The sequence below is a fragment of the Exiguobacterium sp. s22 genome (assembly GCF_018617455.1).
Classification (GTDB): domain Bacteria; phylum Bacillota; class Bacilli; order Exiguobacteriales; family Exiguobacteriaceae; genus Exiguobacterium.
In genome coordinates this window covers 443,705-466,566 of the sequence record NZ_JACSKD010000001.1, presented here as the reverse complement: position 1 = coordinate 466,566, position 22,862 = coordinate 443,705, and the positions used below count along the sequence as shown (strand labels likewise).

Sequence of the window (22,862 nt, the reverse complement as noted above, 5' to 3'; positions counted from 1 at the left end):
CAATGAGATGAAGAGAAAGCGAGTGGATAGGATGGAGTCAATCAATTGGAAGAAAAAGATGGAGGAGCAGTTAAGACGTAGCGGCTTTACCTTGCAAGTCGAAAATATGTCCAATATCCGCTTGACTGAGATTCATGCGAGCTCTTCTCCATTGATCTCTTATCCGCTCCGTGTCCGTCTCTATGAGCGGATGGGTTGGCTGATGTGTACGGTCGATTCGCCTGCACTCGATCGAAATGAGGATCACCCGCTTTTCGAACGCATGGTCACGGCCGTCTTCGAACGGATCGTTCGACACCTATATAACGGATATGGGTTCCATGTGTTGACGTTTATCGGGGACACGGGGAATTATATCGCCCCGAAAGATTCGGAAACCGGTGAAGTCGTCCGTCTCATCGCACATCTCTGGAATGACCGTTCCTATATCCACCTTGATACGTTTGAAGAGTATCCAGCTCTTTATGTGACACCCCCATGGGCTCATCAAGCTTATGCGGTTGAAAGCACCGATGAAGAATGGGTCATATATGCAGGAAGAGGGGGGCGGCCGTCGACCGATTACCGGGCAGATGGTGTGGAATTAAAACCACATCGACTCGCTGATGGTGAGCTCTTCTTTCCAATTGATCGAATCTCGAAGGACAAAGGGACGCTTGCCCTAGCCGAATGGCTACGTCTCGAACGACGAGAAGTCGAGGACTTTATGATGTCGTTTATGCAGACGATTCGGAAGTTCGATCCATCCTTTGGGTTCGCCTGGGGCGGTACGGAAACCTTCTTTCATGGTGTACCGGTCGAACCGTATGCTCAAGTCCTTCGACTCGAGACCGGCAAACGACGATATCGTGTCATGAATAACACGGCAAAACGATTATTTGCCGTATCAAATGACCCAAACGAATGTTTAAAAGAAGTGAGTCGGACACTCGGGACGATTACACTTCCTGAACGGCGTGTGTCGGCACTCGGGCAATTGATTATGGGAATCTGGCAACAATTTGAAACGGATGAGGAAACCTACATTCAAGAAGTGGCATTCCGCGACATTTCTAAATTCCAAATGGAAGAGAAGATCGGTCATGCCCTCGCGAATCGACAACGGATTCGCTGGATTGAGAAAAGCCATCCGCATCAATTGGTGATCGAATATGCACATCTTCGTATCACATTCCCGAAACGTCCACCAGGGCTTGTCACAGTCGAACCCGCTGAATCTGGAAACGAGAGAGGTGCCTTATGAGAATCGTCGATGCACGAACCTTACCCATCGATCACGAAGATGTGATTGCGGTTACATCGTCTTCTTTATACTTCCGAAAGAAAGAGGAGCGTACGTCTTTCTCACTCTTTCGGTATGATAAAGAAGATGGAGCAATCACGCAATTGAATCGTCGGGTATACGAAGATTACGGGTACCCCAAACTGTTCGTCGATGGGGACGTGGTTTACTTTTTAAACGAGATTCCGGAAAGTGATGGTGTCATTAAAACAGAGCTGATCGCTTTCTCGTACAAGGCAGGCAAAGAAGAAGTGATCACGACGTTCGATAAGAGAGGCAACAGTACGTTATTTTGGGTTCTCGACAATCGTTACTTCCTCTTTTTGACGGCGTTTGAGTCATCGGATGAGGCATGGCTATATGATCGGGTAACGGGACAACGTGAACGAATCCGAGACGAACGATTGGTCGGGAAGACGGAACGCTTCCGTGAGCTTTATCTGTTCACAACGACGTTCAAAGGGGTATCCTATATCGTCTGTAATGCGCGACTTGATGAATTCGATTACTATGATGCACTCGACAACGGTCGAATCTCACCGGACGATCCGATCGATCACTCAGAGGCGCTACTGATTTGTCCACTCGAGGAAGCGGTCGAAGCGATTTGGGATCAACGAGAAGAATTGCCATTCGATGATATTCTTCGCTTGCAAGGTGAAGGGGACACCGTTCAATATTTAAGCGAGAATGACGGTCTTCTCCGTTTCTCTGCTTTCGTGGATGCGTTGAATGAGGAGGTCATTTACGACTTGACGGCACCGGATGTCTTACATGAAGTATCCGTCGTCGATTGGGAAGCCTATGAACCGATTGATTTCACCTATGACGATGTCGGTTCGACTATCTTTATTAAAATAGATGAGAGCGACATGCATACGGAAGTCATCGACATTTCGACAGGGGCCCGTTACATTGACGTGGAACCGTTCGAACGTGTCATTGGACGACGGTACCTTGTTCATGAATTTACGGAAGATCTGACGAGCAGTGTCGTGATGTTCGATTTAGAAACGGAAGAGCGACATGCATATGATAATGCCTATTACATGGTCATCGACGATACTATTCTAGTATTGTCAATGTCTAACACATAAATATAACCACCATCCGTTTTTTTCGGATCGTGGTTATATTTGGATTATTAGTTTACATAACATATTACTGTAAACCTGATATCGCATGTTTTTTTCGTTCATCTCCGATATGGGCATATACTTGTGTCGTGGCTACGGATTCATGGCCGAGTAATTGCTGGATCGTCAATACGTCGACACCGCTCATGGCGAGTCGTGAAGCGAACGTGTGTCGAAGTTTATGCGGCGTCACTTGTTTATAGGTCAAAAAGGGGAGATACGGTTTCAAGCGGTCGATATGTCCCTTGAGCAAATGCTGAACCGTTCGCACGGCAATCCGTCTACCGTTTTCATTCTGAAATAGCGCACCGTCTTTCGAATGTTGTCGGAAATCGATCAATAGAGGATGAAGCGGTCCGGCAATCGGGATCACCCGCTCCTTGTTTCCTTTTCCAATCACGCGAATCGTCTCTGTTTCGAGGTCGATATCGGACCAGCTGAGGCCGACGAGCTCAGAAACGCGCATACCCGTAAGTCCAAGCAGTTGAATAATCAAAAAGTCTCGGGTACGATTTGCCTCATAACGACTAGCCTCCCGATTCGTCATACCGACGTTGCTCCGAACAAGTGTCGAGAAATCGAGCCATTCTGACTCTGTCAGATAGACTGGGTTACGTTTGGCTCGTTTTGGTCGTTCTACCGTCTGAAAAGGATTCACCGTCGCTTGATTGGTCTCAATCAAATAATTGAAGAGTGATTGTAACGTCGATAGTTTTCGATTGATGACGCTTGGTGCGTTCTCTAGTTCAAGTGCGAGATAGGAAGCGTATGCCTCTGCTCCGGCATGATCGAGCTCGGTGAATGATGCTAAGTCGATCGTATCCGGTTCGAGTTCGGTTCCACTCACATGCTCGACCCAGCGAAAGAAGTCTAATACATCGTACACGTAACGTTGGGCCGTCTGTTTCGAATAGTGTTTTGCAGCTAAGTGATGAAAGAATTGTTGGATAAATGTCGGCAGTCGGTGCAGTCCGTTCAACTCGAAACGTTTCGTCGCTGTCGGTGTCTGCCGTTGTCCAAGTTGGCGGAATATACTCATTTTTGTCTCCTTCCTTTACGTGTATCTCACTTGATTCTTGCCATTTCGTTTCCCCTCGCGGAGAGCGTCATCTGCTTCTTTGACGATTTCTGCGACTGTATCGAAGTCATGTCGGATCGCCAGACCAAACGTCATTGTCACATGAAGACGCTGACCTTCGTAAAAAAAGCTCGTGGCTTCGATTGTTCGCCTTATCCGTTCGATCGACTCATAAAAGTTTCCAGATGGGTCGGTTAAGAAAAGCAGAAACTCTTCTCCTCCCCAGCGGACCGTAATCCCGTCACTATCGGATAGGATGGATGCGACTTGTTGGAGCACGCGGTCCCCACAATCATGCCCATACGTCTCGTTGAATGATTTGAATCGATCGATATCACCGAGGGCAATCGCATACGGAATATGTTCACGGCTAGCTCTGTCAATCGCTTTTGCAACCTGTTCTTGTCCGATTTTACGATTCAAGAGTCCGGTCAATCCGTCCGTGGATGCGAGGATTTGTAGTCGTTCATTCGATAGTTCTAGTTCATCCGTCACTTCGACGACGGCTGACTCAAAAATGAACGAGAGACCGGCAATCATCATGACGGTCGATAGGATACAAAAGAGACCGAGTGCCCGTTCGAAGCTTGCTGATATTGTCACTTGTCCATCCGATACGAAGATGAAAAGGATACTGTAGATCACCATCGCGAGGAGGGTAGTCAGGATCCGTTGTGTTTTCGTCACGCTTGGCATGAAAAAAACACCGTATGCCATCATGAGGATGAAGTAATGCATGTTGACTCCCCATCCGAGGATGAACGTCGAGATTATTGCATTATAGACAACTTCAATAAAGAGTCCAGTAAAGAAAATTCCGTACCATCGCTTATGCACAAAGTAAAAGGAAATCGTGTAGTAGATGACACTCAATCCGTTTGATAAGAACAAGGAAGTCACGTCTAATCGCCAAAATAAGATGCAAAATAAAAAGTGAACCATCCAGGCAATCGCGTTTCCGTAAAAAGTTATGCGTTCATTGTAAAGTGTTCCGCGTCGGGATTCATAAATTGTTCCCATCTCACACCTCCCTTCTTTTAGTATATCGAAAGAGAGACTGATTTTATATAAAAGTCACCAAAAATCGAACCGAAAAACGCTTTTGATTCGCATCTTACATTGCGTGAAATAGATATTTCACGCAATGTTCATGAGTTGCATGATTGTTTCTAAATCGAGTAATTAATCGACGGATAAGTTTTATCGCAAAATAAAAGGTAGACGATAATTTGTTATGTAAACCATATTGATTTGTCTTGAAATTGTAATGTTGGGTCATTATACCTTATGATGAAAATAGGACTTGAAACAGGAAGGAAGGTAACGTTACACTGTAAACGTAAACCAAAGGGGGATTTTGGATGGATGATCAGCGTTTGAAGCAACTTTTGTCTGAAGCGAAGACCATCGCGGTCGTCGGCGTGTCCGACAACCCGAACAAGACGGCCAACCAGATTGCAGAGTATCTACTACGCGTCGGCTATACCGTCATCCCTGTCAACCCGATGCTCGAACAATGGAACGGTCGCAAGGCGTATCCGTCCGTCGAGAGCATCCCGGGTAGAATCGATATTGTCGACGTGTTCCGTCGCAGCGAATTTTTAGCAGGTGTCGCGGAAGATGCGGTACGACATGGGGATGTCGGACTCGTCTTCAACCAGCTCGGTCTCTCAAGTCCAGAGGCGGAGCGAATCGTGCGCGATGCCGGACTCGACTACATCGAGAACCGCTGCCTGTACGTGGAGCATGCTCGTCTACTCGGATAAGACCTACCTCCTTGGTAGGTCTCCTTTTTTTCAGCAATGGCTGACGAGGGAGGCTTGCCAGAATCGATGAACAGCTATACAATAGGAAAGAAAAACGAACGTGTGTTCGAAATTGAGGTGACTGCTATGTCAACAGATTTATTTAATTACAATGAAGACGCCATTCAGGTGCTCGAAGGACTCACGGCCGTACGGAAACGTCCGGGGATGTACATCGGGTCAACCGACCATCGCGGACTTCACCATCTCGTCTATGAAATCGTCGACAACGCGATCGATGAGGCGCTCGCCGGATTCGGTGGTCAAATCGATGTGACGATCCACAAGGACGATGCCATCACAGTTCGTGACCACGGACGTGGTATGCCGACGGGGATGCATGCCTCTGGGAAACCGACCCCAGAAGTCATCTTCACGGTCCTTCATGCAGGAGGGAAGTTTGGACAAGGTGGCTATAAGACGTCGGGTGGACTCCACGGTGTCGGTGCTTCTGTCGTCAACGCCCTCTCGAGCAAGGTCGTCGTGACGATTCACCGTGACGGCAAGGTGTTCGAACAGACATTTGCGGACGGTGGTGTGCCTCAAACAACCTTGATTGAGACAGGTAAGACACGGCAGACCGGGACGAGCGTCTATTTCAAACCGGATGCAACGATTTTCTCGACGACGACGTATAATTATGACACGCTCGCCGAACGCCTTCGTGAATCAGCTTTCCTCTTAAAAGGATTGACGATCTCACTCACGGACGAGCGTACCGATAAACAAGACACGTTCCATTACGAGGATGGAATCGCCGAATTCGTTCAGTACTTAAATGACGACAAGGCGACGCTCCACCCGATCGTCTATTTCGAAGGGACGGAGAACGAGATTGAGATCGAGCTCGCCTTCCAGTTCACGGACGCCTATTCTGAGAACGTCCTCTCATTCGTCAACAACGTCCGGACGCGTGACGGTGGGACGCATGAGGTCGGCGCCAAGACGGCGATGACCCGGATCATGAATGAATATGCGCGTAAGAACGGACTGCTCAAAGAGAAAGATAAGAACCTAGACGGCGGTGATGTTCGTGAAGGACTCACGCTCATCGTCTCGGTCCGAATCCCAGAGGAGTTCCTCCAGTTTGAGGGACAGACGAAATCGAAACTCGGCTCACCGGAAGCGCGTGCGAGTGCCGATAGCGTCATGGCGAAACAACTGACAATCTTCCTAGAGGAGAACCCGCAGATGGCCACGATGCTCATCAAAAAGGCGATTCGCGCGGCACAGGCTCGCGAGGCGGCACGTAAGGCACGTGAAGAGGCACGTAACGGCAAGAAAAAGAAACGTTCGAGTATCTTGAACGGGAAACTGACGCCGGCGACGTCAAAGAATGCCGCGAAGAACGAACTGTTCCTCGTCGAGGGGGACTCGGCCGGTGGTTCCGCCAAACAAGGACGTGACCGGACGTTCCAAGCCATCCTTCCGTTACGCGGTAAAGTCATCAACTCGGAGAAGTCAAAACTTCAGGATATCATGAAGAATGAAGAGATCAACACGATCATCCATGCGATTGGTGCCGGGGTCGGTCACGATTTCGACTTGGACGACTGTAACTTCGATAAGATCATCATCATGACGGATGCCGATACAGATGGCGCGCATATCCAAGTGCTCCTTCTCACATTCTTCTTCCGTTATATGCGTCCACTCGTTGAGGCGGGGCGTGTGTTCGTCGCCTTGCCGCCGCTCTATCGCATCTCAAAAGGGAAAGGCAAGTCCGAGCAATTTGACTATGCCTGGGATGAAGAAGCGCTCGAGAAGCTCGTCAAGGTGTATAAGAAAGGCTATATCCTCCAGCGCTACAAAGGTCTCGGTGAGATGAACGCGGATCAATTATGGGAGACAACGATGAACCCGGATACTCGTACACTCATCCGTGTCACAGTCGACGATGCGGCTGTCGCGGATAAACGTGTCTCGGTCTTGATGGGCGATAACGTCACCCACCGCCGTGAATGGATTGAGGAGAACGTCGCCTTCGGACTCCAAGAAGATGATTCGATCATCGCCAATGAACATGTGACTAAAGCGATTGAGGAAGTGATGTAACGATGTCGACGATTCAACACATTTTAAACTTATCTCTCGAGCAGGTCGTCGGTGACCGGTTCGGGCGTTATTCAAAATATATTATCCAAGACCGTGCCTTACCGGATGCTCGTGACGGGCTCAAGCCCGTACAACGCCGGATTCTATATGCGATGCACCATGAGGGAAATACGAACGATAAGCCGTACCGGAAGTCCGCCAAGACGGTCGGGAACGTCATCGGGAACTATCACCCGCACGGTGACTCGTCCGTCTATGAGGCGATGGTACGCCTCTCGCAAGATTGGAAACTCCGGTATCCGCTCATCGACATGCATGGGAACAACGGGTCGATGGACGGTGACCCGGCAGCGGCCATGCGTTATACGGAAGCGCGTCTCTCGAAGATTGCAGGAGTCATGCTGACGTCGATTGCGAAGAACACGGTCGACTATACGCCGAACTTTGACGACTCGACGGAAGAGCCGCTCGTCTTGCCGTCGCTCCTCCCGAACTTGCTCATGAACGGGACGACTGGGATCTCAGCCGGTTATGCGACAGAAATCCCACCGCATAACTTGACGGAAGTCCTCAACCTCGCCATCGCACGCCTGAAGGGTCAGGTCGCTACGGCAAAAGACGCCCTCGAGCATGTCACGGGTCCCGACTTCCCGACTGGTGGGACGGTCATGGGGAAAGACGGTATCCTCAAGGCGTTCGAGACCGGTAAAGGGAAGGTCATCATCCGGGCGAAGTCCGAGATTGAGCACTTAAAAGGTGGCCGTGAACAGATCACGATCACAGAACTCCCGTATGAGGTGAACAAAGCGAACCTCGTCAAAAAGATGGAAGAGCTCCGTCTCGACAAAAAGGTCGAAGGCGTCGCAGAAGTCCGTGATGAGACGGACCGGACCGGCCTTCGGGTCGTCATCGAATTGAAGAAAGAAGCGGACGCAGAAGGTGTCCTTCACTTCTTCTTGAAGCATACGGACCTACAGCTCGCCTATAACTACAATATGGTCTCCATCGTGAACCGGACTCCGAAACAGATGGGAATCATCCCGATCATCGACGCCTATTTGAAGCATGTCGAAGAGGTCGTGACACGCCGGACGACGTTCGAGCTCGAACAGGCGAAAAAACGCGCCGAAATCGTCGACGCCTTGGAACAAGCCATCTCGGTCCTCGATGAGACGCTCGAATTGATTCGTTCCGCAAAAGACAAAGCGGACGCGAAGAAGAAACTGATGGAGCGGTTCTCATTCACGGAACGCCAGGCCGAAGCCGTCGTCATGCTCCAATTGTATCGACTTACGAACACGGATATCGTCGAGTTGCAAAAAGAAGCGAAGTCTCTACAGAAAGAGATTATTCGTCTCTCGAACATCCTCGAGGTGGATTCGACGAAACGGAAGTTGATCGTGAAGGAGCTCACGGCGCTACGTGATGAGTTCGGCGATGACCGTCGCTCGGTCATCGAATCGGAAGTCGAAGAATTGAAACTGAAGACGGAAGTCATGATCGCCGTCGAGGAGACGATGGTATTCGTCAGTCGTGACGGGTATGTCAAACGTGCCTCGATGCGCTCGTATGGCGCGTCTAATGACGTCTTGCCCGAAATGAAGGAAAAAGACCGTCCGCTTCTCACGACACAGGCGATGACGACAGACCACTTGCTCGTCTGGACGAACAAGGGCAGCTATCTCCTCATCCCAATCCATCAGATTCCAGAATCGAAGTGGAAGGATGCCGGACAGCACGTCGCCAACCTCGTCCCGATTGAAGGGGAACAGGTCATCTCAGCAGACGTCGTCTCGACGTTCGAGACAGATGCCCACTGCCTCTTCGTGACGAAAGACGGGATGGTCAAACGTACGCCGTTACGCGACTATGACGCGCAGCGGAAATCGAAACCGCTCATGGCCTTGAAACTAAAAGGTGACGATGAGGTCGTCTTCGCAGGGATCAGTGACGGTCCTGGGCAGTTGTTCCTCGTCTCAGAACGTGGCTACGGCCTCTGGTTCAAAGAGGATGATGTCCCGGTCGTCGGACAGCGGGCAGCCGGTGTGAAGGCGATGAACTTGAAAGACGGTGACGTTGTCGCCGATGCCTTCTCCTTCTTCACGCCACCGTTGTTCGTCCTCGTGACGCAACGAGGAGCGGTCAAGAAGATGAAGCTCGAAGACCAGTTCGATTGTACGAACCGCAACCTTCGCGGTACGATGCTCATTCGTGAGGTCAAATCTAAACCGCACCAAATCCGACGTGTACTCCCGGTACATGGGGATGAGACATTGCATATCGTCGGGAAAGAGAAGGCAAAAGAAGTGGGTACGAAGAGTCTGACGCTACTTGATCGCTATGCCAACGGGTCATTCGTCTTTGACGAAGACTCATTTGGTGAGATTGAGGACGTCTATCTCGATTAACGAAGTGAAAAAGACCTGTAATCAGCATCACTGCCGATTATAGGTCTTTTTGTTTGATCCACGTTTCAAGCTCACGTTGTTGGAGACGATGATGTCTCGTATGCATCTCGACGAGCTCGAACCATTCCATCGCATTCAACCAGCCAAACCCACCGTGAAACGTTTTACGATCCTCGGCAGTATTCTCTAACTGCGATTCCAACGTTTTCATTCTTGAAATCAAGCTTTGCATTCGCTCTTGTAGCGTGACACTAGAATCCGTATTGTTCGGCGGTTGGTTCATTTCTGGAGGAAGCTCGATTTTAATTGGAGGAAAACCACCTTCCATGAATAACTTCTCTCCAAACGGTGTCTTCTCACCATCTGAAACACCATCACCCCGTAAACATATCTCGACTTCATCCAAGTATTCACTCGCGACCAAAATGAGATGGTCATACATCTGTCCGATCGACCAAATCTTTGGGTCATGCTTATACCGTAAGTCAGATTCTGAATAGTGTATCAGGTCTTCGGAAAATCCGTTTAATTCATAACGATTCATCTTATCCCACCTCTCACTGTCATTATACATATATCCCGGATTCGATATACCTTTCAAGAAATTTAGTATTGGAAAAGGAACAACTTGTCGATTTGCCGAAAAAGACATGTAGGACAAAAGATAGGGGGATCTATATGTCTCAATGGCTAACGTGGGCGAAGCGGATTCAGGCGCTATCTCAGGCCGGTCTGACATTCACACGTGATCAGTATGACCGAGAACGGTACGAAGAGCTTCAGGAAATCGCTAAAGAGATGTTCGAACGACACTCCGACCTACCGAAGGAGATTGTTACAAAGTTGACCCATGTCGATGGATATCCAACACCAAAACTTGATGTTCGTGGCGTCGTTTTCAAAGAGGACCGACTCCTACTTGTGAAAGAGCGGTCAGACGGATTATGGACGTTACCAGGAGGATTCTGTGAAGTAAATCGTTCACCTGCTTCGAATATCATCAAAGAAGTAGAGGAAGAGGCGGGGCTAGACGTGATTCCGATTCGTTTGCTCGCCTTATTCGACATGCACGAGCATCCGCATCCCCCACTTTCCGAGCACTATTATAAACTTTTCATCGAGTGCGCATTGATTGGTGACGAGGAAGGGACGGCAGGGATGGAGACGACTGACGTTGAATTCTTTGAACGTGATCATTTGCCAGAACTCTCTCTTGCCCGTAACACACTTGAACAGATTCATATGTGCTTTGATGCTCATTGGCAGGAAGAGGACTGGACCACTCTATTCGACTAGGAGGCTGATCCGATGAAAGTTAGACGATACGGACACATTCATCTACTCACTTTTTATGCACCGATCTTACCGATAAATGTGCAATTGTTCGAGCATGAACTGGGACTCGTATTGATTGATACGGCACTCGAGCGGAATGCAGCAGACATTTTGTCTTATATTAACGAGCTGGATAAGCCACTTCTCGCCATTTTATTGACTCATGCCCATGGGGATCATGTCGGCGGGGTAGATGCCATCAAGTCTGAACATCCTCTCGCAGAGCTATACATGTCTCGACGTGATGCTCGCTTACTATCAGGAGACCGTTCACTAGATGAAGATGAACAAAACAAGATTCGTGGGTCCTTGCCGACGATTCGCTCCAAACCGGATAGGCTGATCGATCCAGGTGAGCGGATATTTGGGTTACGGATTCTTGATGCAGCGGGTCATACGCCTGGGTCGATTGCTTTTTATGACGAATCAAACCGGATCTTATTCGCAGGTGATGCTTTTCAATCACAAGGAGGGGCAGCGGTGGCAGGGGACGTACGTCCTTTGTTTCCATTGCCCGGCATCGCAACTTGGAATCGTTCGATTGCCGTCAAGAGCGCGGAACGACTAGTCGATTTATCACCGCTCCTGACATTTGTCGGTCACGGATCACCGCTCAAAGGGACGCATCGTCTCTATTTAGCATTGAAACGTGCGAAACGGAAACAGGCGAGAAAGTTCATCCGTTAACGGGAGGGTTGAAGCATGCAACTGAAAGAGATCCCTATACAGCAATTCGAACAAGCACGCCAGATGCTTGAAATTCAACGAAATGCGTATGCCGTTGAAGCAGAATTGCTCGGTTTTGATGAAATTCCGGCACGCTATGAGACGATTGATGTCATTCAAAATTTGCCCGGAACGAGCTATGGACTGTTTATCGAAGAGCGGATCATTGGATTTGTGACCATTGAGGCGTCTGAAACCACGGTAGAAATTACAAAACTATCTATTGATCCGACATACTTTCGGGCGAGACTAGCGACGACGTTACTCGAACACGTGCTGAAACTTCACAAAGGTAAACTCGTTTATGTGCACACCGGCAAGCATAATGGCCCAGCCAAGCGTCTATATACGAAACTCGGATTTGAACGAAGTGCGGAATTCGAACCCGAACTTGGGGTCACATTAATTCGATATACGCATTCATCTTAATTTTCCTAACTCATCTCACTATCATAAGTATACTAAGATAATGAGATGAGTTCTTATTTTTACTGATAATATATGTTATGTAAACTAGTAAAAAAAGAGAGCGATTTACGCTCAAATTTGATTTCCCCTCCTATGTGAAAATTCGGTACCAATATAAGGTCAATTCGATTTGCGGATTTGCATATTGTTTGATTGAATCGACTCCACCGAGTTGGAATCCCTCTTTTCGATAAAATCTGCATGCAATCAAGTTATCATTTTGTGCTTCTAATGATAATCCAATGAGTTGTTTCTCCTTCGCCCAACATTCTGCTATTTCAAGCAGCGTCCGTCCAACTCCACGTTTACGATACGATTGGCGGACCGCGATGTTTTCAATGTATGCGAATCGATTCCAGTCCGTCTTGAGTCGGATTTGTCCAACGCAAGTATCCGCGTCCATGGCTAGATACACAACACGATCATCCTGGTCGATATAATGATCCCAATCTAATCGATCATCAGGAAATTTAAGCTCCGAAATCTCCTTGTTTAATTCTTCTCTGTAAGTCCATGCTCCATTCAAATAGCTAGGAATGATTCGACCGATGATTGGAAACGGGTCATTCGCGTCATTCACTTGTGGAATGAGTGATTTGTGCAATGCGACAATTTGAATTGGGTTCATCTGTTTCACCTCCAATATTTTTTCGTATGACCTTCATATCATTCATTATGATTTTAATCAGGCTGGAAAGGAATGATTTTTTCTGTTTCACATTAAATGAAACACTGTATTATTCCAATGATTTTTGAATTCAAAGGAATGATAGCGCTTCATGAATATTCGTTTCAAACATCTATTTCATCTGTTTGATAGAAGCTTCACAGTTGCTAGACCATTGAAGTCATGCTATTTTTAGACAGATGAAGCATCTTAAGGAGGAATTCTTGTGAAACGAACGACAAAAGGATTAGCTGCAACATTGTTCTTAGCAGTCCCGCTCGCCGCTTGTGGTGATGATAGCACGAATCAAGCAGATCAGACACGCTGGGAAGAAATTCAAGAGGAAGGAACGTTGACAGTCGGTACGGCCGGTACGCTCTACCCCGCTTCTTTCCGTGAAGAAGAGAGCGACACGTTGACTGGTTTTGACGTAGAACTCATGAAAGAGATTGCGAAACGTCTCGATCTTGAAATCGAATTTAAAGAAATGGCGTTTGACAACATGTTGACAAGCGTTCAAAACGGACAGATTGATGTCGCAGCAAACGACATCTCGGTCACAGAAGACCGTAAAGAAAAATTCGCCTTCTCGAAACCGTATAAGTACACATACGGGACAGCCATCGTTCGGAAGAGTGACCTTTCAGGCATTAAGTCGCTTGAAGACCTGAAAGGCAAAAAAGCCGCTGGTGAAGCGACGACCGTCTTCATGGACGTAGCACGTCAATATGGCGCTGAAGAAGTCATTTATGACAACGCAACGAATGATCAGTATTTGCGTGACGTTTCGACTGGACGTACTGACGTCATCTTGAACGATTACTACCTCCAGACACTCGCACTCGCCTTTTTCCCTGAGTTCGATATTACCATCCACCCGGATATCGCCTATAACCCACAAGAAGTGGCTTTCTTGATGGACAATGAGAATGATGAGCTCCAGGAAAACATTGACCGGGTGTTAGACGAGATGCTCGAAGACGGTACAGTCAAAGAGTTGTCTGAGCAATTCTACAACGGAGCAGACGTCTCGGTTGAACCTGACGTGGATGCGACAATCGTCGAGACGAAGTAAGGAGTCGATATGACGTTCTCGGACATCAAATGGGACGCCATCTTTGACGTAGACCTAGCCATCCGATCGTTTCCTTATTTGTTGGGTGGACTACCGAATACGCTATGGATTTCATTTCTCAGTATGTTTTTTGGTCTCGTGCTCGGTCTTGTATTGGCGTTAGGTAAGCTGTCCCCGACACGCCTTCTGCGCTATCCGTCCACTTTTTACATCTCGTTCATGCGTGGTGTGCCCATCTTGATCATCCTGTTCATCCTCTATTCGGGATTCCCATTCATCGGGATCGAATTTGCCGCATTGACGGCAGCCATTCTCGGGTTCAGTTTAAATTCAGCTGCGTATATCGCTGAGATTATCCGCTCTTCGATTCGCGCGGTCGATACAGGACAAGTTGAGGCGGCACGCTCGCTCGGGATGGGTAAATTTTTGACGTTAAAAGGTGTCATTTTGCCGCAGGCGACTCGGATCGCCCTTCCCCCGCTCTCGAATGTCTTTCTCGATTTGATTAAAGCGAGTTCGCTCGCCGCGATGATCACGGTACCTGAGATCTTTAACAAGGCCAAGATCGTCGGTGGACGAGAGTTCGACTACATGACAGTGTATATCGTCGTGGCGTTGATTTACTGGGCGATCTGTACATTTATGTCGTTTTTCCAAGATTGGCTCGAACGACATTTTGAACGATATTTGGATTCTCCAAAACGCTGACTGACTGGTTGTTAACAGTCGGTCTTTTTTATTGATTGGATTTTCCGTACATCTCCTGAGGTGAATATGCTATGATTTTCTTAATTATCAGAAAAATATAGGGGGATTTTGAATGAACCATTCATGGGTTTCACATTTGAATGATCAAGTCATTGGTCAATCGAAGGCGATTAAGCTTGCCTCGATTGCTTTATTATCCGGGGGACATGTATTGCTTGAAGATCGTCCCGGTACGGGGAAAACGACTCTCGCGCGTAGTTTGGCGAGTTCGATTTCGGCAACGTTTCAGCGTGTCCAATGTACACCGGACACATTACCGAGTGATATTTTAGGGATGGAACTATTTAATCCGACAACTGGCGCGTTTGAACGTCGAACAGGTCCAATCTTCACTTCGATTTTATTAGTCGATGAAATCAACCGGACGACACCACGTACGCAATCCGCGCTACTCGAAGCGATGCAGGAGCGACAAGTCACACTTGGGGAAGTGTCACTTAAACTGCCCGATCCGTTTTTTATGATTGCTACGCAAAACCCGTTCGATGGACAAGGGACGTTCCCGCTCCCGCAGGCTCAATTGGACCGTTTTTTATTCAAGTTGACCCTCGCCCCGCTCTCGCGTGATTCAGAGCGGCGACTGATTCGAAACGAACACCTCTCGACCGAATCGTTTTCATTACAGCAAGATGAGCTGTTGAAGATGCAACAGGAGGTCCGAAACGTACGATTCCATGAGGCAATTGAAGATTATTTACTCGATTTGATGGAGTCCCTTCGACATCATCGGGATATCGAGGTTGGACCAAGTCCTCGTGCAACGCTTGCCTATACGATGGCGGCTCGTGCTCATGCTTATATGGAAGGACGAGATTACGTGTCTCCAGAAGACATTCGGGCGCTCGCACTTCCAATTTTAGGACACCGCATCGTCTTGACGGTCGAGGCTTCACTGAAGACAAAACCGACAAAGCTCATTAAATCTGTACTCGAGACCATCCCGGTCCCTTCAGAGGTGTAAGATGCAATTAGTCAGCCCACGCTATCTCGAGTCCGGCTATATGTGGCTCTTGTTCGTCGTCGGGGTCTTTACGGCACTGTATGGAAATGTCTTGATTGCGAGTCTATTGATTGGGTTCAGCCTCTACGCCTTGGTCATGCCGGCATTCATGTTCCGGTTGGCGGAGCATATCCGAATCGACCTCACAGAAGAGCTAAAACTTTTTCCGAATGACGATGCCGTGTATGTCTTGAACCTTGTATCGACAGCAAAAGTGCCGCTTGGGGTTGTTCGATTATCCGGCTATTTGCATCCGACGGTCGAGTCTGAAGGTCACGCCTTTTGGCGACAGGAGAATTTCGTCGAGACAAATGCAACTGTCGAGTTCACCATTCCGCTTCATGCGAAGAAACGTGGTCCAATTCGGTTAGAGGCAATCGGCTTAGAGATTCGTGACCCGCTTCGAATGTTTTCTCTATACAAGGAAGACGCTCTCCCACGAATCGGTTATGTATTTCCTGAGTTCTCACCGTATCCGATTCCAAAGCGCCCTCCTACCCTTCCTGGTGAGGAGATGGTACGGCATAGTGCCTATCGTGACCCGGAAACGTTCCAATCAGTCACGCCGTACCATGGACAGCCGATGCGTCAGCTGTATTGGTCTGCTTATGCAAAAACGGGGGAACTTCTCGCTCGCACGGAACAACCCGTACAGGCGAATGAGTATGTCATTGTCCTCGATTTGCTGACGAAAGACGGACGAGCCCTTACGTATCAGATGGAACGTCTCATCTCACAAGCGGCAGCACTATGTCGTGACTTTGAAAAAGAGAACGCAAGCTATGGATTGATTGTCCCGACGCTTACGAAAGATGGGATCACGTATGATTTGCAACCTGGTAGTGGAGAAGTGCATTTTCGTAAAATCATGACGACGTTCGCTTGTCTATCAGAGAGTGACTTCCCACTCGCAAGGTCGCTGTTCGAACGAAAAGTGGCCAAGTATAGCGGGAATCAATCCATTCTCCGGTTAGGGGGTGACGGCCAATGAGATGGTTATGGTGGGTCTTCGCAGCCTTTTATATCGGACATGTCTTTCCACTGCTCTTTTTATTGACGCTCCGTCTCTCTCGAAACACACAATTGATCGTGCAAACGCTCATGAGTATCGCCGCCTTGTATTTTTCTTACGAGATGAGCATCTTGCTTTTGATTTTCACGTACGTTCATGCGTTCATCCGGACGTTAGATTGGACAGACCGCTACGCGATGGCGAGTGTGCTCTTCCTAGTGGCGGACTGGTTATTCCCACCGGCGACACAATCGCTTGCAATGGTCCTCTTTCCGTTCATCTTTTTGATTTGGCAACGGAATCTGTATTATCGTCGTGATTATAAGCGGATGGTGACGATGCTCGCCCTCGGTCTAGGAATCGGTCTGGTCGTATCCCTGATCATTCGTACGATAAAGGAACTTCTATTCGGAAATGTGATCGCTTGGATCAGTCCTTTCTTTTTATGGATTGGTAGCTGGTTCGACGGAATCGTTCTCGATCCAAATGATCGCGTCAATCGGTTTCTCGTACCAGACAACCCGAATCTTGATGCGGATACGTTGTCTCAAGAGACATTATTCGAATCTGCTTCGAATGAGTCTTTATTTTTCATCGGCGTCTTTATCGCCATCTTATTGATTGGAGTTTTCTTGTTCTTTTACTTACAGAAGCGAAAAGATATCCAAGAAGATGGGATGATTCCAAAAAGTATTCAGCATCCGACACTTTCAGATAAGCGCATGGTCCGCTCACCCCGTCAGATTCAACTCCTTGAGACGGGACGAAAGCTTGAACATCAGCACCCTCGCATGCGCGAGGAGACGGTGTTTGAATGGTTGGAACGAATTGAGTTCACCAACCATTCGCTCTACGCTGAGTGGCTAGAAGCTGCAGAGTATGGGGACAAAGAAGCCCCACAAGAGATCAACGATTCGTTCAAGCGACTCGTCGAACAAGTGAAAAACCGCTAAAAAACATCCGGCTATGAGGAGTCTCCTCTGCCGGATGTTTTGTTTTTAAAGAATAGGACTGAGTAGACGCGATACACTTTCCTTAAAACGAATCCACCGCGTTCTTGATTCATATCGTTCAATCGTCAGTCGTTCGGCACGTGCTTCGTCTCGCTCGAACGCATCGATGACAGATTGTGCGACCGTGCGATCAAAAATGAGCGCCGATATTTCAAAATTGAGTCGGAAGCTTCGGGCATCGATGTTCGTCGTTCCGATTGAGGCGACTTCCCCATCGATGACAAGTGTCTTCGCATGGAGGAAACCTTCCTCATACGTAAACACTTCTGCGCCGTAACGAACAAGCTCAGCTGCATTCGCATACGTCGCCCAATAGACAAACATATGGTCCGGTTTGTTTGGAATCATGATCTTTATTTTGGTACCAGCCATGAGTGCGATCCGACAGGCGTCGAGAAAACTAGCATCTGGAATGAAGTACGGTGTCTGGATGTAGATGCATTCTTTAGATTGGCTAATCATTTTGACGAGCATATTCTTTAAGTGTTCTGTCGACGAGTTGGGACCGGATGTCACGATTTGTACCGGAGCGACAGGGAACATCGCATTCTCAACCGGCCAGACAAATGCGTCCTTCTCTTCTTTTTCACGCGTCGGGACAGAACGGTTCCAATCTAGGATGAATCGTTCTAGTAATTCTTTAACAGCATCACCCGCAATCCGTAAATGCACATCACGCCAGTACCCGAAATGTTCATCTTTACCGAGATACTCGTCCCCTACGTTGAACCCACCGATATAACCGAGTTCTCCGTCGATAATACAAAGCTTCCGGTGATTACGATTGTTCACTCGAAAGTTAATCCCTAGCTTTGATGGAAAGAACGACTTGACCTCCCCACCATGAGTGAGAAGATCTTTAAAATGTTTATGTTTCAGTCCTCTTGACCCAACTGCATCATAGAGCAGCCGAATCCGTAAGCCTTGTTTTGCCTTCTCCGTCAACAACCGAATCAAGGATTGACCGAGTGCATCGTTTTGAATGATGTAGTATTGGATATTGACCTCTTTTGTCGCTCGTTCGATATCCTGAAACAGCTGATCGAATTTTTGGGTCCCATCATGAAGAATGTTGATGTCATTATGAAAAGACATCAGTGCATTCGTTGACACGAGGTTCAGACGAGCAAGTCGTCGGTGCTTAAGGAGTAGCGGATGATGGAATGGTTGCATCGATCGATCGAGTTGGTCTAATTGTTCTTCGACATGGTGATGATAGGCTTCTCGCTTTTCTTCTTCGACCTGATAAAAGTTATGAGATTTGATCAAGCGGCCAAAGAAAATGTAAACGAAGAATCCGATGAGCGGTAAGAAAAAAAGGACAAGCAACCACGCCCACGTCGTCCCGATATCTCGCCTCTCGAAGAAAATGATGGTGATGGCAAATGTGAGATTAAGTAGTAAGATAAGCCACGTCAAGATGACGATGATGAGTCCGAATGTTACTTCCATCGTATCCCTCCCTTTCTTTCATGTCTTACCCGAAATCAGGTATTGTTAGTGAACGTTTTTTATGATTCGGGTATACATATAGGTAGAATTGAAGAAATGGGGGGAGTTTATGGAAGACATGATGATTGGATTCAGTCTATTGGTCCTCATCGGAGCACTTTCACAGTTACTCGCTTGGCGCTTTGACTTTCCGGCAATCTGATTATGACGGTTGCTGGGATCCTCGTCGGTCCGATTTTCGGGTGGTTGAATCCTAACGAAATACTAGGGGATTTGTATAGTCCCCTCATTTCGATCGCGGTGGCGCTCATTTTATTTGAAGGAAGTCTCAGTCTCGAGTTCCGGGAAATCGATGATTTGCGAAAGTACATCTTCCGCCTCGTCACGGTCGGGGTATTTCTCTCTTTCATCCTGACATCACTCCTCCTCCTCATCGTCGGAGATTTTCATTGGTTACCCGCATTCACACTGGGAGCTATCTTCGTCGTAACCGGACCGACCGTCATCATTCCGTTATTACGACAGGCGAACTTATCGGCTCGTCCGGCTAAAGTCTTAAAATGGGAAGGGATTATCGTCGATCCGCTAGGTGCATTGATGGCACTGTTCGTCGTCCGAGTGGGTTTCATCTTCTATCAAAACGACGGGCTTGCGAGCCACTTGCCTTTCTTTTGGTCGTGTATCGTCGCCGTCGCCTTCGGGATTGCCGTTGGTCATCTCTTGATTCGTTTGTTCGGAAACGAGAAAGTTCCAGAGTATTTACGGACGACGCTTACATTCTCTGGCGTGCTTCTTGTCTATGCCATCAGTGAATGGGTGATGCATGAAGTCGGTCTATTGGCCGTGACGGCAATGGGGTTGACCATGGCCAATTCTAAACATGGACATGCACGAATCTTACATCAGCTCCGTGAATTTAAAGAAAATATCTCCATCTTGCTCGTTTCGACCGTCTTCATCATTTTGACGGCGAGTTTGACCCGCGATAGTTTACTCGCCATCTTTGACTGGCCACTATTGCTGTCGATTCTTGGAATCTTGTTCATCGTTCGTCCCATCTCAGTGCAAACGTCATTACTCGGCTCTCCTTTGACGATGCAAGAACGGGCACTCATTAGCTGGATTGCCCCTCGAGGGATTGTCGCCATGACAGTGACTGGCTTTTTCGCACAAGAAATCACTGAACTCGGAATCGAAGACGCGGAGCGGATGCTGCCCATCACACTCGGTTTAGTCGTGACGTCTGTCGCCTTACATGGATTGACGATCAAGCCTCTTGCGAAGCGACTCGGTCTGACGAAAGTGAAAAATCCATGAGAAAAGGAATGAACTAAAAAAAGACACCGCCCGATGGCAGTGTCTTAGACAAGCTTGAATTAGTTCAAGACTTTGATTGTAACGGATTGACGACCGAAAGCAAGTGCTTGCTCTTGTGTCGGCATCAAGATGTCAATTTTGTTCCCTTTAATGGCACCACCTGTGTCTCCAGCAATGGCTTCTCCGTATCCTTCCACCCATACTTTAGAGCCGAGCGGAATGACAGAAGGGTCGACCGCGATGACTTTTTGGTTAGGGTTCGAACGAACGTCGATTCCTGTCGCTGTGATACCAGAACATCCTGCACAATATGGTGTATAAGCTGTTGCTTCAACTGTCATTGTCTGACCTGAAGCCGGAGCTTGGGTTTGCGTTGTAGACGATGCAGTTTTCGTAACTGGTGCTGTTGTCGATGTCTTCGGTGCTGTTGTCTTCGCATCATTCGCTACAGATGCAGCGGCTGCCCCTTTCACGGCGAACTCTTGTCCAGGGAAAATAAGATCTGAATTAAGACCGTTCCAAGTCATCAATTGATTGACAGAGATCCCGTGGTTCAATGCGATACGATAAAGCGTATCACCTGATTTAACTGTATACGTTTTAGATGCAGCAGAAGCTTTTGCTTCTGCCTTTCCAAGTTTCAAGACTTGGTTCGGGTAAATCATATTTGAGTTTAAGCCGTTCGCTTGTTTGATGTCATTTACAGAGACGTTGTTGTTCACGGCGATACGATAGAGTGTATCTCCAGACTGAACTGTGTGTGTTGATGCTGCCGAAGCTGGAGCAGCGACTCCTAAACTAAGGCCAGCGAGTGCCGTTAGTGTCAATAGTGGTTTTTTCATAAGAATATTCCTCCCTTTTCTAACGCCCCCTTACTGTAACACCTCTATATTTCACAGCGATTACAGGACGATATGAGAGTGTTATCAGTTCATTTACAGAACAATTCGTGAGAATGAGAGGATTCAGAAAATTGTTTCAGTCGATTGAAACGGCTTCATAGAGCCAATTTACGATATAATGAAGAGGAAAATAAGGAGGTTTTGGTCTTTGGAACTATTACTGCTATATTACATTGTGACTAATTTACTAGCTTTTGTGTCGTATTTTGTCGATAAAAGACGGTCTCGCGTCGGAGCTTGGCGTATTTCGGAGCGTACGTTACTGACGATGGCATGGATCGGTGGGGCATTCGGCGCTTATTTAGCGATGCGCATCTTCCGTCATAAGACATTGAAGCCAAAATTCCGAATCGGGGTACCTGTTGCCATTCTCGTCCATGCGGCTTTTACAGGGTGGCTCATCTTTTAGAGTTATATAGAAGAAACTCGATTGTATCTATTAGTGAACGATGATTAAAAATGTCAGATTCGTCCCAGTTCATGCTCATTTCAAAGTGTTTCTCCGTGGACAATCGAAATGAAATGTCGGGAAATTTCCGAAACGAGGAGGATGGTGCTTTTGAAGAGTATCGAGATGATTCGTCACGGTCCATTGACTCTAAGAGTGACTGATCACTTCACTGTTCTTTTTTGCAAGTCTGGGACGTCCGTGATTCGAGTGAACGGAGTAAGCCTCACCCTTCATCCAAGAGGAGCCGTTCTCTTGGCACGAGGACAAAGTGTCATGGTTGAGAAAATCGAGGAAGCGTCACCGATGAGGTTACTCGATTTTGATCCGACTGCTTTGTTCCATCCCGAGTTGGCGAAGCGATATGTGACGCCATATCTAACTACTGATAAGTCCTTACATATGATAAAACCGGAACGAGGTCATCAATCTATTATTCAGACGATTGAACGGGCCGTTCAACATTTATCTGCGGATGGTCCACTCGCATTGATGGATGCGACACTTCAATGTACAGTCATCTGGCGCTACTGGATTCAGCAAGAGACTGAGACGATGAAGAATGAGAACAAACGGGAGAGTCTTCGTCGTATGCTTGCTTATGTCGACACTCACATAGAGGACAGACCGACATTAGCCCAAATCGCTCATGCGGGCAGTGTGAGTCGAAGTGAGTGCTCTCGTTTGTTTGTATTCTTTGGAGGCACATCTCCTATTGCGTATGTACAGATGAAACGAATGGAGCGGGCCGCCACTTTATTAGAAGATTTGACTGAAGGTATCGCAGACATCGCCAATCGCTTGAGCTACTCAAGTGTCAGTCACTTCGTCCAATCGTTCAAATCACATCATTCGATCACCCCTCTCGCCTATCGAAAAAAATACCAAACGAAAAGAGCCGAATGATTTCGGCTC

The 22,862-nt window shown here is 47.7% G+C and carries 22 protein-coding genes; 16 read left to right on the top strand and 6 right to left on the bottom strand.

The window, feature by feature from the left end; genetic code table 11:
* Positions 1 to 31 precede the first annotated feature (31 nt).
* Both KNO94_RS02410 and KNO94_RS02405 read left to right on the top strand, forming a co-directional pair.
* On the top strand, positions 32 to 1,243 hold the full coding sequence (locus tag KNO94_RS02410; RefSeq protein ID WP_214777247.1) for a hypothetical protein: 1,212 nt from the start codon (positions 32 to 34) through the stop codon (positions 1,241 to 1,243).
* Positions 1,240 to 2,379: a TolB-like translocation protein gene (locus KNO94_RS02405; RefSeq protein WP_214777245.1), complete on the top strand. Its 1,140-nt coding sequence runs from the start codon at positions 1,240 to 1,242 to the stop codon at positions 2,377 to 2,379. The genes KNO94_RS02410 and KNO94_RS02405 overlap by 4 nt, the downstream gene beginning before the upstream one ends.
* 64 nt (positions 2,380 to 2,443) lie before the next feature.
* Here KNO94_RS02405 and KNO94_RS02400 read toward each other — a convergent pair whose 3' ends face one another.
* Complete coding sequence (locus KNO94_RS02400) at positions 2,444 to 3,457, bottom strand: tyrosine-type recombinase/integrase (RefSeq protein WP_214777243.1); 1,014 nt, start codon at positions 3,455 to 3,457, stop codon at positions 2,444 to 2,446.
* Between the two features lie 15 nt (positions 3,458 to 3,472).
* A complete protein-coding gene (locus tag KNO94_RS02395; RefSeq protein WP_214777241.1) occupies positions 3,473 to 4,516 on the bottom strand; it encodes a GGDEF domain-containing protein in 1,044 nt (347 codons plus the stop codon).
* Between the two features lie 341 nt (positions 4,517 to 4,857).
* On the opposite strand from KNO94_RS02395, the gene KNO94_RS02390 reads away from it, so the two are divergent.
* From KNO94_RS02390 to parC, 3 genes are all read left to right on the top strand, one after another.
* On the top strand, positions 4,858 to 5,262 hold the full coding sequence (locus KNO94_RS02390; RefSeq protein WP_214777239.1) for a CoA-binding protein: 405 nt from the start codon (positions 4,858 to 4,860) through the stop codon (positions 5,260 to 5,262).
* 126 nt (positions 5,263 to 5,388) lie between these two features.
* Complete coding sequence (gene parE / locus KNO94_RS02385) at positions 5,389 to 7,356, top strand: DNA topoisomerase IV subunit B (RefSeq protein WP_214742372.1); 1,968 nt, start codon at positions 5,389 to 5,391, stop codon at positions 7,354 to 7,356.
* A 2-nt stretch (positions 7,357 to 7,358) separates the two neighbouring features.
* Positions 7,359 to 9,764 (top strand): DNA topoisomerase IV subunit A, encoded by a 2,406-nt coding sequence (parC, locus tag KNO94_RS02380; protein WP_214777237.1) that lies wholly within the window; start codon positions 7,359 to 7,361, stop codon positions 9,762 to 9,764.
* A 37-nt stretch (positions 9,765 to 9,801) separates the two neighbouring features.
* On the opposite strand, the gene KNO94_RS02375 is transcribed toward parC, so the two are convergent.
* A complete protein-coding gene (locus KNO94_RS02375) occupies positions 9,802 to 10,308 on the bottom strand; it encodes a DinB family protein (protein ID WP_214777235.1) in 507 nt (168 codons plus the stop codon).
* Between the two features lie 134 nt (positions 10,309 to 10,442).
* On the opposite strand from KNO94_RS02375, the gene KNO94_RS02370 reads away from it, so the two are divergent.
* From KNO94_RS02370 to KNO94_RS02360, 3 genes are read left to right on the top strand one after another with little or no spacing between them, the layout of a single operon-like run.
* A complete protein-coding gene (locus KNO94_RS02370; RefSeq protein ID WP_214777233.1) occupies positions 10,443 to 11,060 on the top strand; it encodes an NUDIX hydrolase in 618 nt (205 codons plus the stop codon).
* 12 nt (positions 11,061 to 11,072) lie between these two features.
* Entirely contained in the window at positions 11,073 to 11,786 is a 714-nt protein-coding gene (locus tag KNO94_RS02365) for an MBL fold metallo-hydrolase (protein WP_214777232.1), read from the top strand.
* A 15-nt stretch (positions 11,787 to 11,801) separates the two neighbouring features.
* A complete protein-coding gene (locus KNO94_RS02360; protein WP_214777230.1) occupies positions 11,802 to 12,254 on the top strand; it encodes a GNAT family N-acetyltransferase in 453 nt (150 codons plus the stop codon).
* A 130-nt stretch (positions 12,255 to 12,384) separates the two neighbouring features.
* Here the strand turns inward: KNO94_RS02360 and KNO94_RS02355 are convergent, their stop codons facing one another.
* Entirely contained in the window at positions 12,385 to 12,921 is a 537-nt protein-coding gene (locus tag KNO94_RS02355; protein ID WP_214777228.1) for a GNAT family N-acetyltransferase, read from the bottom strand.
* 265 nt (positions 12,922 to 13,186) lie between these two features.
* On the opposite strand from KNO94_RS02355, the gene KNO94_RS02350 reads away from it, so the two are divergent.
* The 5 genes from KNO94_RS02350 (at position 13,187) to KNO94_RS02330 (ending at position 17,768) form a co-directional block, all read left to right on the top strand.
* The gene (locus KNO94_RS02350; RefSeq protein WP_214777226.1) at positions 13,187 to 14,035 is read left to right on the top strand and encodes a transporter substrate-binding domain-containing protein; all 849 of its coding nucleotides are present in this window, start codon (positions 13,187 to 13,189) and stop codon (positions 14,033 to 14,035) included.
* Between the two features lie 9 nt (positions 14,036 to 14,044).
* Positions 14,045 to 14,743 (top strand): amino acid ABC transporter permease, encoded by a 699-nt coding sequence (locus tag KNO94_RS02345; protein WP_214777224.1) that lies wholly within the window; start codon positions 14,045 to 14,047, stop codon positions 14,741 to 14,743.
* Positions 14,744 to 14,855: 112 nt separating this feature from the next.
* Complete coding sequence (locus tag KNO94_RS02340; protein ID WP_214777223.1) at positions 14,856 to 15,764, top strand: AAA family ATPase; 909 nt, start codon at positions 14,856 to 14,858, stop codon at positions 15,762 to 15,764.
* Between the two features lies 1 nt (position 15,765).
* Positions 15,766 to 16,794, top strand: a complete 1,029-nt coding sequence (locus tag KNO94_RS02335; RefSeq protein WP_214777221.1) for a DUF58 domain-containing protein — start codon at positions 15,766 to 15,768, stop codon at positions 16,792 to 16,794.
* Positions 16,791 to 17,768: a hypothetical protein gene (locus KNO94_RS02330; protein WP_214777219.1), complete on the top strand. Its 978-nt coding sequence runs from the start codon at positions 16,791 to 16,793 to the stop codon at positions 17,766 to 17,768. Before KNO94_RS02335 ends, KNO94_RS02330 begins: the two co-directional genes overlap by 4 nt.
* Before the next feature lie 45 nt (positions 17,769 to 17,813).
* Here KNO94_RS02330 and cls read toward each other — a convergent pair whose 3' ends face one another.
* Positions 17,814 to 19,280: a cardiolipin synthase gene (cls, locus tag KNO94_RS02325; protein WP_214777217.1), complete on the bottom strand. Its 1,467-nt coding sequence runs from the start codon at positions 19,278 to 19,280 to the stop codon at positions 17,814 to 17,816.
* Positions 19,281 to 19,484: 204 nt separating this feature from the next.
* On the opposite strand from cls, the gene KNO94_RS02320 reads away from it, so the two are divergent.
* Positions 19,485 to 20,597, top strand: a complete 1,113-nt coding sequence (locus tag KNO94_RS02320; RefSeq protein WP_251125765.1) for a cation:proton antiporter — start codon at positions 19,485 to 19,487, stop codon at positions 20,595 to 20,597.
* Between the two features lie 59 nt (positions 20,598 to 20,656).
* Here KNO94_RS02320 and KNO94_RS02315 read toward each other — a convergent pair whose 3' ends face one another.
* Positions 20,657 to 21,439 (bottom strand): LysM peptidoglycan-binding and 3D domain-containing protein, encoded by a 783-nt coding sequence (locus KNO94_RS02315; RefSeq protein WP_214777216.1) that lies wholly within the window; start codon positions 21,437 to 21,439, stop codon positions 20,657 to 20,659.
* A gap of 208 nt (positions 21,440 to 21,647) precedes the next feature.
* Between KNO94_RS02315 and KNO94_RS02310 the strand changes: the two genes are divergently transcribed.
* Complete coding sequence (locus tag KNO94_RS02310) at positions 21,648 to 21,908, top strand: DUF1294 domain-containing protein (protein ID WP_214740652.1); 261 nt, start codon at positions 21,648 to 21,650, stop codon at positions 21,906 to 21,908.
* A gap of 294 nt (positions 21,909 to 22,202) precedes the next feature.
* Positions 22,203 to 22,853, top strand: a complete 651-nt coding sequence (locus KNO94_RS02305; protein WP_214777214.1) for a helix-turn-helix transcriptional regulator — start codon at positions 22,203 to 22,205, stop codon at positions 22,851 to 22,853.
* Positions 22,854 to 22,862: the final 9 nt, after the last annotated feature.

What these genes read in the sequence shown, in the direction of transcription:
- KNO94_RS02405 (WP_214777245.1), top strand. Translation starts at nt 1,240, where the DNA reads ATGAGAATCGTCGATGCACGAACCTTACCCATCGATCACGAAGATGTG.
- KNO94_RS02335 (WP_214777221.1), top strand. Translation starts at nt 15,766, where the DNA reads ATGCAATTAGTCAGCCCACGCTATCTCGAGTCCGGCTATATGTGGCTC.
- KNO94_RS02390 (WP_214777239.1), top strand. Translation starts at nt 4,858, where the DNA reads ATGGATGATCAGCGTTTGAAGCAACTTTTGTCTGAAGCGAAGACCATC.
- KNO94_RS02320 (WP_251125765.1), top strand. Translation starts at nt 19,485, where the DNA reads ATGACGGTTGCTGGGATCCTCGTCGGTCCGATTTTCGGGTGGTTGAAT.
- KNO94_RS02330 (WP_214777219.1), top strand. Translation starts at nt 16,791, where the DNA reads ATGAGATGGTTATGGTGGGTCTTCGCAGCCTTTTATATCGGACATGTC.
- KNO94_RS02355 (WP_214777228.1), bottom strand. Translation starts at nt 12,921, where the DNA reads ATGAACCCAATTCAAATTGTCGCATTGCACAAATCACTCATTCCACAA.
- KNO94_RS02345 (WP_214777224.1), top strand. Translation starts at nt 14,045, where the DNA reads ATGACGTTCTCGGACATCAAATGGGACGCCATCTTTGACGTAGACCTA.
- KNO94_RS02315 (WP_214777216.1), bottom strand. Translation starts at nt 21,439, where the DNA reads ATGAAAAAACCACTATTGACACTAACGGCACTCGCTGGCCTTAGTTTA.
- KNO94_RS02375 (WP_214777235.1), bottom strand. Translation starts at nt 10,308, where the DNA reads ATGAATCGTTATGAATTAAACGGATTTTCCGAAGACCTGATACACTAT.
- parE (WP_214742372.1), top strand. Translation starts at nt 5,389, where the DNA reads ATGTCAACAGATTTATTTAATTACAATGAAGACGCCATTCAGGTGCTC.
- cls (WP_214777217.1), bottom strand. Translation starts at nt 19,280, where the DNA reads ATGGAAGTAACATTCGGACTCATCATCGTCATCTTGACGTGGCTTATC.
- KNO94_RS02365 (WP_214777232.1), top strand. Translation starts at nt 11,073, where the DNA reads ATGAAAGTTAGACGATACGGACACATTCATCTACTCACTTTTTATGCA.
- KNO94_RS02340 (WP_214777223.1), top strand. Translation starts at nt 14,856, where the DNA reads ATGAACCATTCATGGGTTTCACATTTGAATGATCAAGTCATTGGTCAA.
- KNO94_RS02400 (WP_214777243.1), bottom strand. Translation starts at nt 3,457, where the DNA reads ATGAGTATATTCCGCCAACTTGGACAACGGCAGACACCGACAGCGACG.
- KNO94_RS02410 (WP_214777247.1), top strand. Translation starts at nt 32, where the DNA reads ATGGAGTCAATCAATTGGAAGAAAAAGATGGAGGAGCAGTTAAGACGT.
- KNO94_RS02395 (WP_214777241.1), bottom strand. Translation starts at nt 4,516, where the DNA reads ATGGGAACAATTTATGAATCCCGACGCGGAACACTTTACAATGAACGC.
- KNO94_RS02370 (WP_214777233.1), top strand. Translation starts at nt 10,443, where the DNA reads ATGTCTCAATGGCTAACGTGGGCGAAGCGGATTCAGGCGCTATCTCAG.
- KNO94_RS02360 (WP_214777230.1), top strand. Translation starts at nt 11,802, where the DNA reads ATGCAACTGAAAGAGATCCCTATACAGCAATTCGAACAAGCACGCCAG.
- parC (WP_214777237.1), top strand. Translation starts at nt 7,359, where the DNA reads ATGTCGACGATTCAACACATTTTAAACTTATCTCTCGAGCAGGTCGTC.